The sequence below is a fragment of the Pseudomonas sp. FP215 genome (assembly GCF_030687795.1).
Classification (GTDB): domain Bacteria; phylum Pseudomonadota; class Gammaproteobacteria; order Pseudomonadales; family Pseudomonadaceae; genus Aquipseudomonas; species Aquipseudomonas salmasensis.
Genome location: NZ_CP117447.1, coordinates 5,781,891 through 5,799,073, shown reverse-complemented (window position 1 = coordinate 5,799,073; position 17,183 = coordinate 5,781,891). Strand labels below are relative to the sequence as shown.

The window sequence follows — 17,183 nt, the reverse complement described above, 5'->3', positions numbered from 1 at the left end:
TCTGAATGCGATCAATTAGCCCTTGAATATGCTCCTGACGTGGCAGAATTGATGCGGGATTTGGAGGTTCCACTGGCATATAGTCACCTAGGAGGCGTTGAAGCTCTCCTAGTGATCGTACAAGCGAAGGGGTGGTTGCCATTTCCAAAGGTACACCAAGTGGTCAGCATCTCAGACCTTGAAATGAAAGCTTTTTTCGTATTTTTCGTCAAGAGCTTATGGGGCGAAGGCCGCCCCCAACGTTTCCTAGATTTGCGGGATAGCCATGGTGAACGGATGTCCTTGTATCCTAAGGCAGATCCTTTGAGCCTAACATCGTCAAAGAAACCGTCCTTGAGGCGATTTCTTTGTGCTCGTGATGCGGGCAGTTTAGAAGGGCAGGTCTTCGTCGCTGATGGGCTCGAGAACTACTGGATGCTTCGGTGCCAAGGCTTTGTGAATGGCTTCGAGCCGTTCCAGCATTTCATCGAAAGTGATCACCAAAACATCCTTTAAGCTGTTCCGGTATTGCTCAAAGGCCCGCTGCTCAACGACCTTCGTTGGGTTGCGTCCGATGATGACGATAGCCGCAACGGCATGTGCATGGACTCGCTCATTGAGATCTTCGGTCAGCCCAAGGATGTTCTTCTGTAGAACGCTCCGCTGACTGATCACCTGAGCCACGGATCCGCTGAGCTCATAAGAGGGGACGTAGGTCTTGCGGTAGGGTTTCCCCAGTAGGTCGTGCTGAGGGTGCTTGATCTCGATCAGAGCGAGGTTCCCCGTGGCCTTTGCCGCCATTACGAAGTCGGAATACTGGCCTCCCTGTCCATTTATGTCCTTGCCACCGACATAGGGTTGTTCTGCAATCACCTTCACAGGATACCCAAAGGCCATATCGAGGACGAACGAGTTTTCACTGAGGAAGCGCTGCCACCTGTTCTCATTGGCGTTGCCGTCCAGCATGCCCCGGTACGCCTCGATGAGTTGGCCGAGGGTGACGAGCTCTATTTCCGACTTGAGGTTGTAAAGGGTGCGTCGAGATGTTTTGGCGAGCGCTGGAACGTTTTGCTGAGCGAGAACCGCCGCCTGCTTTTGATCCTTCAGGGAAAGGCGAGTTGGCCCAGATCCTAGAGCTACGAGGTTGGCGAGGAAGTCGGGAGGAAGCCGCCTTGCTCTCGCTGGATAATTCTCAGGGGATGCCTTGTGTAGCAGGCCCGCATAGCAGACCAGCTTTTTGTCCTCCGCAGTCTCCCGTTGATGGCGCTGCGTCAGCCGATCCAGATGCTTCCTCAATCGCTGGAATTGCTCAACCCCCAGAAGATAGGTGTCTCCCTTCACCACGGTGTCGTTTCGCCCATCCTGGCCATGAAGCTGGATTGCTTTCACCCCTTGAATGCTGGCCACCGCCTGAACGATGAAGCGGTACTCGTAGAGAAACCCGAGCCCGTGCCGCCAGTCTTTAGCGAAGCCCTCCGGGAGAACGCTCAGCAATTCTTCCAGATCGTCCTGGCTTTCAGGGTGGGTATATGGCCGATAGAGAGGACGAGTGATCATGATCGACTTGATGTTGTCGTATTTTGCCTCTCCGTATCTGACGTGACCTGCCCTGGGATAGATGGGGTAGATTGTCAGATCTTCCGAGGTCACTTCCAATATCAGATGCCAGCCCGGCGAGTTGTTTGGCAGCGGCACATCGCTATAGAACACTCGAGAAATTCCGTAGGCCTCAATGTCTTCTTCAGGCTCGAATCCACTGTCTGCATGGTGCGGGGAGGGCACGTCTTCCTCGAATTCAGCGATGTAGTCGTCACGTTCAAACAGGAGGAAGGGGCCATTGTCGGTACGCTGCTGCATGGCGTACTGCGAGGGGCGCATGGAAGGCATATTGCTGTCGTCCCTGATCAAGAAAGTGGTCTGCGTAGCTTGGTCGTCGAACGCGTTATGCCGAGTCTAACGAGCCGTTTGAATTCCGGAAAGGCGGGCACGAAAATGCCAATTCGCCGAGGCCATTAAAGGTTCGTGAATTGGCCTCGCCTGTCTGCTCGAACAGATCTGATCTCTGCCAGCAAGCATCGACCCAGCCCCGCCGCTGTGCGAGCGTCGTATCTACTCAACGTGCCGGCGCCAAGTAGGTGAACTCGTGAACCGGCCACGTCTCGAAGACGGATGCGCGATAGAGCGCGGTTGTGGCAAGCGCGGTAGCTTGGGCGCGAAGGAACGGTGAGGCCAGAATGAGGCCTGGGGCGCTAGTGACCGACTGAGCGACCATACGGGCTTGCTCCAGGCCTTTTGCCGTCAAAGGCATGCTCGCGTGATCCCTGGTGGGCTCGCCAGCGTTGGCGGCGCTCTCGCCACGGCGTATCAGCCTGACGTTCTTCATCGACTATCCTTCCCTGGCTCACGTTGCTTGGATTGCGCAATGCTGGCAAGGCTGTGAGTGGGATAGCCATGGCGAAAGGGACAGATCGTGATGAGAGATCTCAGCAAATTAAGTTTACCTATTTCCCCTTAACTTAGAGGTCTTTCAGGCTTGTAGCTCTACCACGAAGCTCAAGCTTAACGGATGCCCACTCTCGTAACTCCATGGCTAGTGAAGTTTAGTATCAAGATGCGGCCCTACGTAGCCAATTTCGATTTTCCTAAGATCATCATGTTTGAAAAGATGGATTCTCGTTCCACACCCGACCCAAACATGCAATTCAAAAATTCGCTGCTCGCCATCATACCCTTTCCTATTGCGTTGCCCTCCATACTTATTCATGGTGAAATCTGACTCTGGCTTAAACTCCATACAATTTTCTGGCATTGCTCCATTACGATTCCAATAGCGAGATACAGAGTCAAGATCTTTGAGGCGCGAAAACAAAAGGCTCAAGAAGTTACTTGGGAAAGTTTTTACAAGTCCATCAACTTCCTGGCCAAAAAGCAAATCGGGAAACAGCTCAGCCTTTAGATCTGAGAAGGTTTTAGAGGTTAACTGGGTGAAAATGTCATCCTTGATGCGCTTGCTTATTTCCGCACCAGTCAACGCAGATGACACATGGTGGAATTTAAAACTCTCACCATTGCACATGAATCCGACCTGGGAGCTTTGATGCACAGGACGGCGCAAAAGACTTGTCAAAACAGACCCAGTAACACCACAAACCAGCCCCTCCTCCTCTGCTTCTATAGCTAAGAGATGTGTACCAGGCAGCAGTGGGTCTTCCTTGATATCCCCGAGCTCAGCAATTGTATCAACGACGCTTTCGTCTAACTCATCCCAAGAAGGCGACATTAGAACAAGACTATAGAAATAAGTACCTTGCGACTCATAGTTGTGACGGAAAAGCAATTCTACAGCCTCACCCAAAGTGAACTTTGAACCAGGCACAGCAGCGACTTCAATCTTCCATGGATTATCTCTCATCCTAAAAACGGGTTTCTCTGGGAAATCATCCTCTAGGTTAGCCATTGCTTTAAGCATCTCGGCCAAAACTGGAAGTACATCCTTAGAATCTTCGAACTCAGGAGTGGCAGACGAATAGTTAAATACGAAATCAGGCATCTTCCCTTCCTTGGATTATGGCTTCAAGAGCTGAACCGCATTCTTTCTGTGTTGGTCATTAAACCCTTCAGGCCATTCACTTAGCCGACCTTTTTCGTCTATTTCTGGAGTTTTAATATGTGTATGAGTGGCCGACCTGTGGAAATAATGGAATTTAACTTGCGAAGGTGCAAGCATCTTGTTTTTAACCGATATCCTCACTCCATCCATAAAATGATCAGAATGAGTTTCGATTACAACCTGGATTCCGACTTTTGCTGCCCTTGCACATAACTTACCAAGGCAAGTCTGACCTTGTGGGTGCAAATGAGCCTCTGGGTTTTCAACAATAATAAGTCCGCCTACAGGGGTTGCGAGCAAAGCTACAATAACTGGTAAAACGTAGCTAATCCCGAAACCTACGTTAGTTGCCCGATACGGCCTGCTACGAAGCGAGCCAGGGGAGCTGAAAGAAAAACCTGCTTGAATCAGATCGGCTTCGTACAAGGTTTTTAACTCTATACTTACCCCTGGGCTGACCAGTTTAAGCCATGCTTCAGCTTGATCTATAAGTCGAAGACCATCACCAGATATTACCCTCGGGTCATCAGCCTCAAGAGGGGTTGACCCGTGTATAGCCAGCAAGTGGAGTACATATTCACCTTGAGAGCCAATCTCAAAGGTTTCACTTTGATCATCGCCTACTGGCAAATATTTCCGAGGCCCGCTTCTTTCTGCCTGCAAATACTGGAACTTTGAGATACCACTATTAGATGAGGGTTCACAAAGAGCTTCGCTAAAAGTCTCAAGACGCAACGCGCTAAAAATATTGCTGTAAGAATAGACACTCTTGTTTGGAGCTTGGGCGCGCAGCTTAAAAGTAGCTCTTGAGCCCGCGCCAGAGATTCTGATACCGATAGAATTTGTACTGGCGTAATCATGAAGCACATCGGAAGGCATGCCTAGGTCAATATACTTGCCTTTGGTAAGCAGCCTGCCCTTACTAGAATCGTCTGATAGTGACTGTGCCACTATCAAAAGTGCCTGAATGGCACTGCTTTTTCCCATCCCATTCAAGCCGGTTAGAATAGTCAGATCGCCAAAGCTTACCGAAGCCCTCTTGAAACACTTGAAGTTTAGCAGTTCGATATTGCTTATCATATCCGATTTCCGTTCAGACTGGACTTAATGACATTAGCGATCGCCATAAATCGCTTAACTATTTTCGCATTGTGACCTGTAGATGTGGTTATGGCGTCGACAAAAAACTTGTCTTCACTGTAGAGCGAAAAATAGTTGTCGAGGAGAAGATCCTTATTCTTCAAGAGTCTGCCAATATCTGCCTCGTGGAGCGCTGCCAGATTAACACCCCAGGTCTCAAACAAAGCTTTATTGATGGGGTTTTTTTTTGTTTCTGATGGCTTCCTGAATGCATCGGTTCCAAAGACTTCATGCGCCAAAGACATGCCGCGCTTGAAGTCAACTTCTAACTCGAACCTTTCGAAGTCGTCAATTGAATTAATCAACTTCATAGTCGAATTCAACAGCCCATCTAGATTTTTTGGCTTGCTTTGGCTATTCATTCTAAAAAAAGCGATGAATCGGAGTGCAAGCTCCTGAGCTCCCATTCGAGTATCGTTGACACTACCATTGGTAGCGAGTAGGAACTCTGAGCATATGGAAAGCCTGCGTAGAAACTCACGCGCAGGGCCTTTATGAATTGCGTTACGAATTTCTTGGCCGTTTAAAGCAATACCACCTGTGTTGATTCTCTTAAAAATATTCATCATGACTTCATCAGGCGTACCTGGTTGAATGATGTTTACTACAAGCTCTGTTTCTTCGATTCGCCGCTTCATTGCTCTGTCTAAGTCAGAGTAAAGGCAATTCTCTAGGTTGGAAAGATACTCTAGGCCGCTCAGAGCAAAATCGCCGTGAATATAATCAACAATTGTAGTGATGCGCTGAAGTCCATCTACCACTGCCCAGTGATCAGATTGATCAGCTGCAACATAAAAAACAGGGAGTGGAATTTTTAGAAGCAATGATTCAATAAGCTGACTACGGCGAAATAGAGGCCAGAGCCTAGCTCTCCGTTGAAAGTCAGGCGCCAAATCAATCTCACCATGGACATATCGTCTGATTATAAGATCAATAGTTTTTCGTTCAGTCTGAACTCGAATTTTTGAAGGGTCGAAGGGCTCTGAAATACTTGTGGTATTTTCCTCTTCACGTTCAAATCCTTCAGCATCAGCTGAAATGTCAGCCTGTACCTTGGAGGTGCGGGGCGGCTCACTCATATCCTAATCCTAGTGGCAAAGCCAATCGCTGACTTTAGCATGATTACCAGTGCTCCCTTGAGGCCTCGGCCTTAAAAAATTATGGCTCAACAGCATCAATTTGCTCTTAGGCGAATATTGTCGTTTCCGTTCCGATGGCAGGCTATCCTGTGCATTTCACCTATAGCAATGTTCGCTTGATCCCAGATGGGCTGGCCTGCGCGGGCTGTTTTTAAGTCGTGTCATATCAGCCTGAAAATGCGTCTACTCCACTATCCTTACCGTGGTCACGGAGCCTTGATAGCCCCATTGATGGAATGGCATCGTATTGGATGGACACGAGGGGGAGAAATCGTGAAGAAGGAACCAAGCATGATGCTCATGCCCGACCACCCCCTGTACACCGAGGCTGTTAAAGCCCTGAAGGTTTACCATCAAGCCCAGGCTGATGGCGTCGAGGGGATGGAGCTGGAACGCCTGCGGTTGATGGCTGAGCATCGCTTCCAGGCGGTCACCGACTACCAACTGCACGCCCTCGGCGGGCCAGCTGAGAAAGGTCATTAACAGACGACCTACCTCAGGCCGATCCCCAAGATGCATGGCAGAATTTGCACTTTGCTCGCGGCTCACTGGCCTTTCTCCCATCAGCGACTTATCCCACTTGCACAGCCTCAGTGACGGCCATTTCAGAAGGCGAAGGAGATTGTTGCCAAATCTGCCAAGGACAAAGAGCCGCCAAATAGAAAGAAGGAAAAGGCCTAGGCATAGCCGGAAGCTTAGCTTTCTTTGGCATCAGACCCAGGCGGCACTAGCTTGCAAGTCGATCTACCGTTTCTAGTGATCACGAACGAGTGGCTGTCCTGCGAGACACGCCGCATTGCCCGGGTGACGCTGATCAGCTGCATCTAATTTTCCACATTCATCCGTCACGTCAGCGACGTCTCGCTCTGGTGTGGCCACTGACATAGTGCGACCTGACATTCACTGGCCCATTTTGTGTGTAGCGAACATGTCCACGCCGGGTGTGACCACCTACATATTCCTCGAGCCAGGCGGGGAAGAAGGACAGGGCCTGGGTATGATGCCTGTAGAGGTCTGGGTCAACTTGCAAAAGGTATTGCTCGAAGTCGTCGATGTTCCTATACGCCTGAGCGAGCTTGCTGTTCCGGTAGAGAAATACCCTCCAGAGCCGGCCGGGAGCCGTGTCGGTTGCCTTAAGGTTAGCCAGGAAGGGTGCCTCATCCAGCGATGCCTTAAACCCCTCCGTCCAAATCAGGAGCAGCAGCAAGGCTACCCCGACGATGGTCATGAAGGTCTTGTCGTAGAGGAACGAATAGATGGCTGCCGGCGAAGCCCAGTCACACATAATCCAGCCGAACAGGAAGGCGGGGAGGAGGAAGAGGGGCATCAAGAACAGTCCGATTGCCAGGCCAACCCAGGCGCCTATGATCTCTGGCAGCTTTGACCAAACGTTCGGCATGTGTGTCCTCCCCGGAACCTGGCTGATCAGGTGTATCTCGATGGTAGCTCAGCGGCTGATGCGCAGGAAATGGACGTAACTAATGAGCAGCAGGCGGTGACTCAACGGAGCGATCAGTGATTAGCGTTTGTGGGCAAAACTGCAAGCGGAGCGCGCCGGCCCAATCTGGGCCAGAGGCGAGCAGATGGAAGCCCGCAGGGCCGGAACCTGGCGAAGCCGGGGTGCGGTTCATAACAGCTGCCCCCGTAGGTGAGAGCCGTTAGCCGCTTCACTGATCGATGATGCAAGCTTGAACATCAGTTTCTCAGAGTCAAATAAGCCCTGAAACTTCTACCATGCTTGGCTTGCAGCGGGGTATCGGTTCGAATTTTTCGGATTTTTTGCGGATTTGATTGGTCTCGTCCAACGTCGACGTGGCGGGAAACGGTGACAGTTAAGAGGACGACTCTGGGCGAAGTTGAGTCGGGGCTTCAGGCAGCTCCTGCAGGAGCTTCATATGCCTACAGAAACGCCGCATTGCCGGGGTCGCACTGATCAGCTGCATGCTGAAGTCATCCCTATCGCAGAACGTGAGGACGGAGTTGAAGGTGGCCAGCATCCGAAGCCAGCCACCCCCAGTTCAGTTACATGTCAGGATGGATGTCGTCGAAGAAATTGACGTCCAGCTCGAACTCCAGGGTGCCGAACCGGGCCAGCAGGTCAGCCCGCAGAGCTCCCTCGGCATACGGCTCAACGTCCACCCAATAGCTGTAAATCATTCCGTCATCCGAGGTGTTCGCCGTTACTTCCGCGTCTGCCAGGAGCTTCGCATGCTCCAGGGATATCTTCAGCTCACTGGCCAGAGCTTGCGACATGCTACTGCGGGGACGGTTCTCCTCGCTTTCAGCGGCTTGTTGGTGCGCCATATACTCCCATTCAGTCCTGCGATCACGGTCTGCGTCCGTTTCGCTACTGGTGATGGAAACACCGTCCTCACCGAGCGACCAGTTGCCGTCGCGGCGAATCAGATCAACATACGCCTTGAGGAAGAAAGCCCTGCCGTAGTACACCCGGTCAGGATCCTGCTGGCCTTCGTAGGTGATGGACAGACCCAGCTTGAGCACCCCAGTAGCAACTTCATACGCGGCAGACTCTACCTCGTATTCACCGATAGTAAACTCACCGGCGTTGGTCTCGGTCATGGCGCCGGAAAGCAGGTGCTCCAGCTCTTGATCCAGCTCGGAGAACACATCGTCCTCGTGGATCGCGTCCTTGAAGTCACGCACGCCAAAGGCGGCGAGCATCAAACGAGGATCCGTGGGGTTTCGCTGGGCGACGGCAACGAGCTCGTGGTACTCCTCGAACCCTGCCTGACGCGCAAGCGTTTCTTGGGCAGCAGAAAGCTTCATGTCGTGTTGGCGAGCATGCTGCTTGGCTTGCGATTTAATGATGCTGAGAGGGGAAAAATCGGACATAGCAAAGTCTCCAAAACCATTCGACGCTTTGGTTACCGATTGCCTGTTCACCGGGGAGCGCCTAGTTAGGGACATGCCGATGTAAAACGAGGGGGTGTATCTACGATGGGCTATTGCTTCGCGAAACAGGCGCCAGGCGACCATCACCGCCTATCTCGATCATAGGTCAGGTAAATCGGGTTCGCAAGAGCCTGCGGGAAGGGCATCGCCAGGTTGGTTTCGCGGGAAGTGTCTTTGGGGGGCTCGGGTATCAGGCACGACCTCAAGCGGAGCGCGCCGGCTCAGGATGGGCCAGAGGCTTGAGGATGGAAGCCCGCAGGGCCAAAACCAGGCGCAGCCGGGATTTGGTACACGAGAGCCGTCCCCCGGAGGGGGCATGGATTGGATGCCTGCTCACGCTTGCATACCCCGATCGTATCGCTCAACAACGGCATCCGGGCGGGGCCCAATACCGCCTGAGCAATGGACGGGTAGCAATGTTCGCTGATGATGACGCCCTTATGAAGCATGGTTGGCTGGTTGTGGCAGATCTTGGGAGCCGTCAGGGACAGCGCGAGGAGCGCATCTATCTGGCAGCTGACCTCGACCCAAGTCTGTTCGAGAATGTTCTGGCAGATCAGGTCAGCCAGGTTGATGAGCTGGACTGGGATGAGCGCGAGGGCGTACTTCGAGCGGAACGGACGCGGCGTATTGGTGAATTGGTTCTTTCCACTACCCCCCCCCCCCGACCGACCTCTCTGATGAGGCTCGCAGTTTTGCGTTGGTAAACTATGTACGCCGAAAGGGGCTTGAGCTCCTCGCCTGGGCGCCTGAGCTGCGGCAATGAGCCATTTCGCGCGGGTGGATCTGTGTGCTGCATTGAATGCTTTACTGCCATGGCCGTTGCCTAAACAGCTGGACGCTTTGGCGCCCCAGACGCTTTAGGTGCCCTCTGGCTCCAATATCCGGATCGACTACAACGAGCATTCGCCTGTCCTCGCAGTACGGTTGCAGGAGCTTTTTGGGTTGTCCGAGACGCCTCGGATTGCAAATGGACGCCAAGTGCTCAAGCTGCATTTGCTCTCGCCTGCCAGGCGCCCGGTACAGATTACTCAGGATCTGGCGAGCTTCTTGAGCACGACTCATGCAGAGGTCAAGAAAGACCTGAAAGGCAGGTACCCGAAGCACTATTGGGTCGAAAATCCCCTGGTGGCAGAGGCGACGGCGCGGGCGAAGCCTCGCGGGACGTAAACTTTCTCGGTATGCGATTTTGTTGGTATGTTGTTTTGCTCATTACGTAATTCGACGACCAGTCTTGTGATCGCTCATACAAGACTAAAACCATGGAAGGCAATATGGCACTTGATCTATTTAAAATGCTGATTGATGCATTTATCGCTCTGCTCAACGAGAGGAAACGGCACAGGGCCGTCTCATATGAGCATTACATCCTTCCCACCTTCAATGCTGCGAAGCTGGTCTACAACGATTACCAAGACTTCTACAATGTCGTTGAGCGTGACTTGAAAAAGGGCGTGCCGTTTAAGGACATGGTCGAGTTTGTCATGGAGCGACGTGACTTGCTGTACTCCGAGAGGGTGTTGCTGAGGAAGTCCATCGCAGAGGTGCCACTGCAGGCGATTGATCCGTTTGATGAAGCGGTTATACAGTTGGTGTCAGGCAGCCACACAGTAACTCACGAGTTTCATCATTTTTCGTCCCAGCTAGGCTATCACGCTGCTAGACATAACACCGAGGCGGACGCTGCCCATGCTAGGGCGCTCCTGATCCACGGCGCGCAGCAGCAGGCGGCCATCATGCAAGGGCGATTCGACCGGGTTGTCGAGGCTTATGTGGCCATTCGGGACAAAGTGGCCGAACGTTAGGATAAACGGACGTTTTTGGCTTGCTGAAAGCCGTGCTGGTATGACCACGTTCCGAGGATATTTCCCACGCTGTTCAGGTCGCCGCAGAGGGTTCTGTTCAGGCAGCTTTTGACCTTAGAAAGGCCCTCTGATGTTTTTAGACTGGGTGACGGCATGAGTTCAATGGGGGAGGGTGGGTCACGCTACTACTCTGGGAATAGCGTGCCGGAGGTGCCATCTCTGAACCTGGTCTCCAGTTCTTCGGCACCCTCGTAGTCGGAGTCGCGTGCGGATCTGAGCTTGGCCAATGCGCTGTAGAACTTTTCTTTGGACATTCGGCCATCGGTGTAGTCTGAAAGCAGACGATCAAAATAATCATCGAATTGTCTATGGATTCTCAACAGATCAGCAGCAGATACGGAAGCTGTGTAGTTATTGACGCGTGCGAAGGCTATATTGATGTAGGTGTCTAATGCCGCGAGAGTCTTTTGCCCCGTCAATTGAAGGATTTGATGTTTGAAGAACGTGTCGCTTATGAATTGGTTCTTGAAACTGCCCTCATCTTTGAAACGATGTCTCTCGATCATTAGAACAAATAGATTTGTAATGAAGGCGTGTCTGAACAGGTGAGCAGTGGCCGGCTCGCTTATATTGGCCTTTTTCCGAAGTAAACGGATTTCATTGGTGATGCTATCCGGGCTGTAGGCCTGTCCGGTGGTCTCGGCAACCAGAAGAAAGCCGTGATCTTTTCCTTTTAGGCACCTGTCAATGACGTCTATCCTATACAGAACAATATAGTTGTGTACTTCATTCAAGAGCATGCGAGTGACGGGCACTGTTCTGACATGTGGCCTGCCTCGCTTGAGTGTGATCATATTCAGGCTGGGAAATTTCATTGCCATGGCCTCTAGAACGCTTTCTACTAATACTTCCGCTAATTCAGTTCTACGGCACCCGAGGTTCTCAAGCATCGATATTATAAGTTGCGTGCGCGCGGCAATATGATCGGATGTTGGAAGTTTGTTTGCTGTTTCACGTAAATCTTTTACTGTGCGCTGATCTATAGGTTTACGTTTCTCACCGGCCTCGCCAGAACTGAAAGAATGATGTCTCCAGACAAATGTGTCGTATCCTGCGGGATTTTTGACCTTTTCTTGGTAGGCTTTGATAATCCCATTTTTTGCGACGAATCTGTCATTTTCAAATAGGGAGCCTATAAATTCAAGAAAATAAAGGCACGCGCTGCCTATGTCGTGAAGAGTATTTTCGTTCCTTGCCAGTTCAGTGGTGTATCTTTTGCTTTTTTCTAATCTAAGATCTTCTATGAAGTCGCTAAACAGTCCGTCATTCAAATCAGTCAGATCTGTTCCTAGATCAAAAGCAAATTTCAGTAATTTATTTATTTTGTGTGCATATCCACCTATCGTACCGCCTCCTTTACCTCGACGCGCCAGTCCACTTCTGCGGCCCATGCTGACGCGATTTCGTAGCGAAATCATGTATAGATTAGCGAGGTGGCAGGGCTTACCGTTGGGCCAGTAGAGAAATGTGAGATTATCAGCTTCCTTTACGGCAAGACGGTTCAGGGAGTAATGGCTGAAGAGCGTAACTTTTTTAACAACTCTTCGAGTCTTAATCGAGTCTGCGCTCACTTCTTTGCCCGCCCTTTACCGATCGGGGTCACGTTAGTGTCTGATACGGGGGAGTTAAAAGGAGGCTTGTTTATGCTGAGTGCTGCTTTCAATGTTGCACTCGTATCAAAAATTATCTTTTCTCGTTGTTGCCCATCCCGTTCTGTTCGAACGGATTCTAGAGCACCCATGGCTATTGAGAGGCACTGCAAAAGAACAAAGTTTGAATTTATCAGCGATTCAACTTCATCCTCAAGGGTTGTCTTTTGTCTCTTCAACCCCTCTTTTGTCAATTTCTTTGCAGGCGCGGCAGCCAAGGCTGAAAGTGTTGAAAGGGCTTCAGCTCGAAGTTTTTCAAGCGTTTCGAAGCCCTGAGGCAAACAAGTCGATGCATGTTTTTTAGCGGTGTTGAGTGACATTGGAACGAGCTTGATCGATCCCTTTTTTGTGTCGACCTGGTCGTCGAGCGACACCATGCCCGCTTGGCTCCCGAGGGCCTTAACAAGGTCTGCACGGGCGTTGAATTCGCCAGGATTGGAAATAACGTAATACAAGAATTCCCTGAGTGAATTGATTGCGGCCTGGCCCTCGGCCCTGTATTTCTCAGTCCTGTTCATGAATATTTCTCCGGACTGTAGTCACAATTCTCAATTTGGTGCCACCTGGTTGCAAAATGAACTCAGGTACAGCATCGACCAAACCGTTGTTCACCAACTGCTCGATGCGCTCTTCTAGCTTCGCCGCATCACCTTTGACATAGTTCTGCGTGCCGTAGGTTTCATTGATCAGATCCATGAGGTCTGTGTAACCCTCTTCGCCTTTTGTATAGATCTGTTGTGCGAGGTGTTGCGCCTTGGCGCCGGCCAGAATCGTGCCATCAATATTTTCGTTGATATAGTGCCACAGGTGCTCTAGGTCAACGTGCCCCAGCATCCATCGGATTGTCGACTCATCGCCATCTTGGGCGCAGTGAAAGAACAACATGGCGAAGAACCGACGGAGCTGGTGTTGACGCAGGTAGTAGCGTTTGCCGTCACAAAGGGCCGTCTCAAAGTAGTCGCAGAACAGATCAAGGTTTCTCAAGTAGACGGACACTCCGGAGCTGATCGTGCCCTTTGCAGTCAACGTGGGAGACGAAAACAGCGGCAGGTCTTCATCGGTGAAACCAGTCTCAAGAAGCGTCTGATGATACGCTTCGAGATTGCCAATCATCTCCGCAGCCACAGGCTCAATGGGGCGCATGATGCTTTTGCGCCGTCCCATCATTCCTCGACTGCTTTTGCGCAGCCAAAACTTCAACCATTGCCGACTTTTGTCCAAGCTCCCTTTGGCTGGGAGATCGGTCAACTCCCCAAGCCGCCGGGCGGTCATTGCCCCAGTGACGATTTGTACGCAGCCAACGTAGACGCCGAATAGCTCCAGGAAGCCAACATTCGCCCTGAGCTTCTTGTAATAGTTTGTTCGACTCCCCTTTCGGTTGGCCGAGACGGGGCCATAGGGTGAGCCTACGTTTAGCGCGGTGATACCCAGCTTTTTTACCCCCAGTGCCATAAGTGACTCGGGGCAGAGGCTCATGACGTCTTTGTCTGTGATCTTGTTGAGAGTCACGTTTTCCGATTGGCATTTTTTAAGCAGTCTGCTCATCAACAAGACAATGTCACTGCCATATTTATAATGGAATTCGATGGCTTTTTTTACGCTGCTTAGCACCACCTCTGAAGGGGCTGTTCGAAAAGACCCTCCAACCTTGCTATCGTGAGCAACGAACTTCTGGACTGCTTGTAAGCTTTTAGGTGACGGTGCATCGGCTCCGAGCTTGTGAAGTGTACCCATGGAGTACAGCACTTTCCGATACGCCAAGAAAATACTGTCGGTCATTTTGCTGCCTTCGGTCGTGGATACCCGCATTGCCTCGTATTCTGTACGGTAGAAGTCATCGTTATCTATATCTAAAATCGGATAAATAGGTTTTCGAACATCCTTTGCTTTCACAGTTGATGATAAAATGTGATGGCTGATTTTTGGCATGTTGACGAACGAGGCTTTCGCCTCTGGTGGCCAACTAGTTGCATAACCATTGAGAATTAAACTGGCCCGGATTGCAGGTACTTCATCCATCGGAATTGGAAGGGGGCTCAGTTCAATTTGCTGCTCGGTAACCATCGAAAGGTGAGGGAAGGATGCGAGCAGTTGGTTGATCGCGCTATCGGAGGTATCCGAGCGAAGTTTCACTAAAAATGAGGCGAGACGTTCAGGCCACTCGTATACCGATTCTACAGACGAGCTACTCTGAGCAAACTGATTCAGCAATCCCTTGAGATTCTGGTCACTGAGCCCAGCCAGGCCTGTCTTTAACAGGCCATAGGCCTCGGCGTTGAGCAGAAGATGATCGATTATTTTCAGAGCGATGCCGTAGCTGCGCACTTGGGTTTTAAGGCCATTGGTGTGTGCGTCATAATTGCCATGATTACTCGTGGCGATAACCACGAAGTACTTGAAGCTAGTCAGAAGTCGCTCATTTTTCGGCTCAGTTAGCACTGATCCATCATATAACTCCACGCACCAGTTAAGGTGTTTAGGTTCCTTGTATTCAAAACTCACATGCCAAATGTTTTGACTGAAATCATTCAGCAGCCAGGGGGCTTTTCTGTAGCCTTCGGAGGAGGACTTCTTCAACGTCTTCAGGAATGAGAGCTTCTCCGGGATTTCCCTATGCGGCTTCATAAATAAACTCTTCAGCTAAGTCAGCGTTTGCATGCGTGCGTGCAGTCTCCAAGTAACCCTTTAACACTCGGTCGTGACTTTTGTTAATGTCATTCACAAGCGCTTTGCAGAACCGAGTCCAGTACGCAGCGTAGCCACTGATGAAATGTAACGCTGTAACGGCATCTTTCCTTGCTCGTTCAACAGCCTTTTCGAGGGACAACAGGATAGTGAGAGCGCCGACGCTGACATGAACGTAAACGGTATTGGGGATTGTCGTCGAGGACTCATTCCTTTCGGGATCTTTCATGTGATAAGGGATTTCGCTCAGCGCGTGATTCTTCAAGAATGTGTCGAGTTCTTCCATATTTTTAAAATGGCTGGCCTGGAAGAGGTACGGGCTATCCTCCATTGCCAGGCATACCATGTTTCGTTGGAATATGCGCACCCACCGGACTTCAAAAAAGTCTAGAATCGCCTTTGGAAGATAATGGCCCAGCGTCACAGTACGAGATGTGTGGCCAAGGGCTTTCGCCATTTTTGAAATACTGCCTGTTTCGATGTAGACGTTTAAGCCAACTGTGGCTCGTACACTGGCTAAGCTAACCCTGCACAAGAAATTGAAAAGCTCCTCGCCCCGTTTGGCAGTAAAATATGACAATTGCGAGAGGAATTTTTGCCCGGTAGATGTTGCAAGGGTCAGCTTGTTGAGTTGGGTGGGGGATGATTTTTTTGGGTACTCCATGGCCGTGCCGCAGGTGAGCAACAAATATCGCCAAGCGTCATTGCCATCTTTTTTGAGCCGGTCACGTAGCGGCTGAGTGATCTGGATCACCTGCATGACAAGTTTGGCAGCCGCTGTAGTTAATTCTAGGGTTTGTTCGGCCTTCTCAGGCCCTAGACGATCTTTTCGCCCAGTTAAATAATATACGCCTTCAATACGCCTGAAACCGTACGGGTCTCCGTTCGGTTTGAACAATCGCAGGTCATAAAGAAAAGTCGGTGTTATTGCAGGTTGCTGATTAACAAGTAGCAACTGAAAGGGGAAGAGGCTATGGCTGATGGGAAGGCCAAAGTTGCAGGCCAGCTCTGCCTTAAGAAACTTGCCATATGTGGAATTGATGTAATTAGTGTTGCTAATGAAACCGTCGGTTTCAAATGTCCGGCACTCTGAGATGTATCCAGGGCTGTGATCGGCCAGCACCGTATTGGTGTCTGACCTTGTCCCGATATACCTACGAAGCACAGCACGCTCTCTTAGGTTATGGGCCCTGTCTTGCGCCCAGTCCAGCACGGTTTTCAGGTCACACTGGACGTCCTCGAACAACATTTTCATGGCTTGCTCATCGGTGACCTCGACGGGAACACGAGTGATCGTTTTGCCAATGAACTCGCCGCCGTCTTTGCCTACGCGGTGCCAATGGCGAGTGTCGCTTCCGTTCACCGGGGCTCTGGGTAAGCCATCGTAGGGGGCCGCCCAGATGTCTCGGGCGATTAGCGACTGTTCAAAGCACAACATGCTGGTGTTCCAGATGCGGGCATACGCGTCGGTATCACGCTCACGGTCATACATGTCCAGGAACGAGTCGTTCATCACGTCCGTGAAAAGCTCGCTCACCCTGTCGGGGTCTTGAAACGCATCTACTGGCCATTTGTCTTGGTTCAGGGCGATGTGATTGAGGACTCGGTTGTGAACCGCGATGGCGGGCCTTGCCTGTTTCAGGTAGTAGCTGTGCAGGGCTCCGTAGACTTGCTCGGCGAAGGCGCTGCCATGGGAAATCCAGACCTGCTGGATATTCAAGTACTTGGTGTGACGCTTCCGGCTAAACAACGGCCAGCCGCCCCAGTACTGCAGGGTTTCTTTCGCACAGGCCGCGAGCATCCGCCCCCAATTTTCTGCAGCCCCGCCTGAGAGGTGCTCCGAGTCGAATGAGCTGTCATTGCTCGGATCCGGAACGAGTAGCGATGTGAATTTTTTGATGTACCTGCGGCGTATCTGCGCGCCTAACTCTACGAGGCTGCCATCTTTAAGGGCCGCCACGAGCAATCCAACCACCTTTTCAATGGAGCCATCAGTCAGGCAGGTCGCACCCAGTGGTGTCTCCGACACGTGGGCGACGCACTCGATCAGGCGTAGAGCTTGGCTGTCCGAAGCGTCTGCATCGACCATCTGCGCTCCAATTATTTCTTCAGCTTCCGCCGATACCCACTGGAGAGGGTAATTGGGTAATGATCTTGAGTATTTGATGACTGTCATTGAAATTGTTAACCAATAGTTCTGTCT

Annotated in this window: 12 protein-coding genes and 2 pseudogenes; 3 read left to right on the top strand and 11 right to left on the bottom strand. The window is 51.1% G+C overall.

Annotated features, from left to right (window positions below):
- Positions 1-369 precede the first annotated feature (369 nt).
- From PSH76_RS26255 to PSH76_RS26235, 5 genes and pseudogenes are all read right to left on the bottom strand, one after another.
- Positions 370-1,866: a Shedu immune nuclease family protein gene (locus PSH76_RS26255; RefSeq protein WP_305493155.1), complete on the bottom strand. Its 1,497-nt coding sequence runs from the start codon at positions 1,864-1,866 to the stop codon at positions 370-372.
- A gap of 166 nt (positions 1,867-2,032) precedes the next feature.
- A pseudogene (locus tag PSH76_RS26250) lies at positions 2,033-2,362 on the bottom strand (histidine phosphatase family protein); the annotation flags it as partial.
- A gap of 207 nt (positions 2,363-2,569) precedes the next feature.
- A complete protein-coding gene (locus PSH76_RS26245; RefSeq protein ID WP_305493154.1) occupies positions 2,570-3,529 on the bottom strand; it encodes a hypothetical protein in 960 nt (319 codons plus the stop codon).
- Between the two features lie 15 nt (positions 3,530-3,544).
- Complete coding sequence (locus tag PSH76_RS26240) at positions 3,545-4,669, bottom strand: DUF3696 domain-containing protein (protein WP_305493153.1); 1,125 nt, start codon at positions 4,667-4,669, stop codon at positions 3,545-3,547.
- Entirely contained in the window at positions 4,666-5,808 is a 1,143-nt protein-coding gene (locus PSH76_RS26235) for a DUF262 domain-containing protein (RefSeq protein WP_305493152.1), read from the bottom strand. The genes PSH76_RS26240 and PSH76_RS26235 overlap by 4 nt, the downstream gene beginning before the upstream one ends.
- A gap of 351 nt (positions 5,809-6,159) precedes the next feature.
- Here PSH76_RS26235 and PSH76_RS26230 point away from each other — a divergent pair, with 351 nt between their 5' ends.
- Positions 6,160-6,351, top strand: coding sequence for a hypothetical protein (locus PSH76_RS26230; RefSeq protein ID WP_305493151.1), 192 nt, complete (start codon positions 6,160-6,162; stop codon positions 6,349-6,351).
- A gap of 367 nt (positions 6,352-6,718) precedes the next feature.
- Here PSH76_RS26230 and PSH76_RS26225 read toward each other — a convergent pair whose 3' ends face one another.
- Both PSH76_RS26225 and PSH76_RS26220 read right to left on the bottom strand, forming a co-directional pair.
- A complete protein-coding gene (locus PSH76_RS26225; RefSeq protein WP_305493150.1) occupies positions 6,719-7,267 on the bottom strand; it encodes a hypothetical protein in 549 nt (182 codons plus the stop codon).
- 623 nt (positions 7,268-7,890) lie between these two features.
- Entirely contained in the window at positions 7,891-8,721 is an 831-nt protein-coding gene (locus PSH76_RS26220) for a hypothetical protein (RefSeq protein ID WP_305493149.1), read from the bottom strand.
- A 269-nt stretch (positions 8,722-8,990) separates the two neighbouring features.
- Here PSH76_RS26220 and PSH76_RS26215 point away from each other — a divergent pair.
- A pseudogene (locus PSH76_RS26215) lies at positions 8,991-9,951 on the top strand (ATP-dependent helicase C-terminal domain-containing protein); the annotation flags it as partial.
- Positions 9,952-10,043: 92 nt separating this feature from the next.
- Entirely contained in the window at positions 10,044-10,586 is a 543-nt protein-coding gene (locus PSH76_RS26210; RefSeq protein WP_305493148.1) for a hypothetical protein, read from the top strand.
- 185 nt (positions 10,587-10,771) lie between these two features.
- On the opposite strand, the gene PSH76_RS26205 is transcribed toward PSH76_RS26210, so the two are convergent.
- Genes PSH76_RS26205 through PSH76_RS26190 form a run of 4 tightly spaced genes read right to left on the bottom strand, consistent with a single transcriptional unit; the run spans position 10,772 to position 17,069 of the window.
- Positions 10,772-12,217, bottom strand: a complete 1,446-nt coding sequence (locus tag PSH76_RS26205; RefSeq protein ID WP_305493147.1) for a site-specific integrase — start codon at positions 12,215-12,217, stop codon at positions 10,772-10,774.
- Complete coding sequence (locus tag PSH76_RS26200; protein ID WP_305493146.1) at positions 12,214-12,813, bottom strand: hypothetical protein; 600 nt, start codon at positions 12,811-12,813, stop codon at positions 12,214-12,216. Before PSH76_RS26200 ends, PSH76_RS26205 begins: the two co-directional genes overlap by 4 nt.
- Entirely contained in the window at positions 12,800-14,920 is a 2,121-nt protein-coding gene (locus PSH76_RS26195; RefSeq protein WP_305493145.1) for a site-specific recombinase, read from the bottom strand. The genes PSH76_RS26200 and PSH76_RS26195 overlap by 14 nt, the downstream gene beginning before the upstream one ends.
- The gene (locus tag PSH76_RS26190) at positions 14,907-17,069 is read right to left on the bottom strand and encodes a hypothetical protein (protein WP_305493144.1); all 2,163 of its coding nucleotides are present in this window, start codon (positions 17,067-17,069) and stop codon (positions 14,907-14,909) included. Before PSH76_RS26190 ends, PSH76_RS26195 begins: the two co-directional genes overlap by 14 nt.
- Positions 17,070-17,183 lie beyond the last annotated feature (114 nt).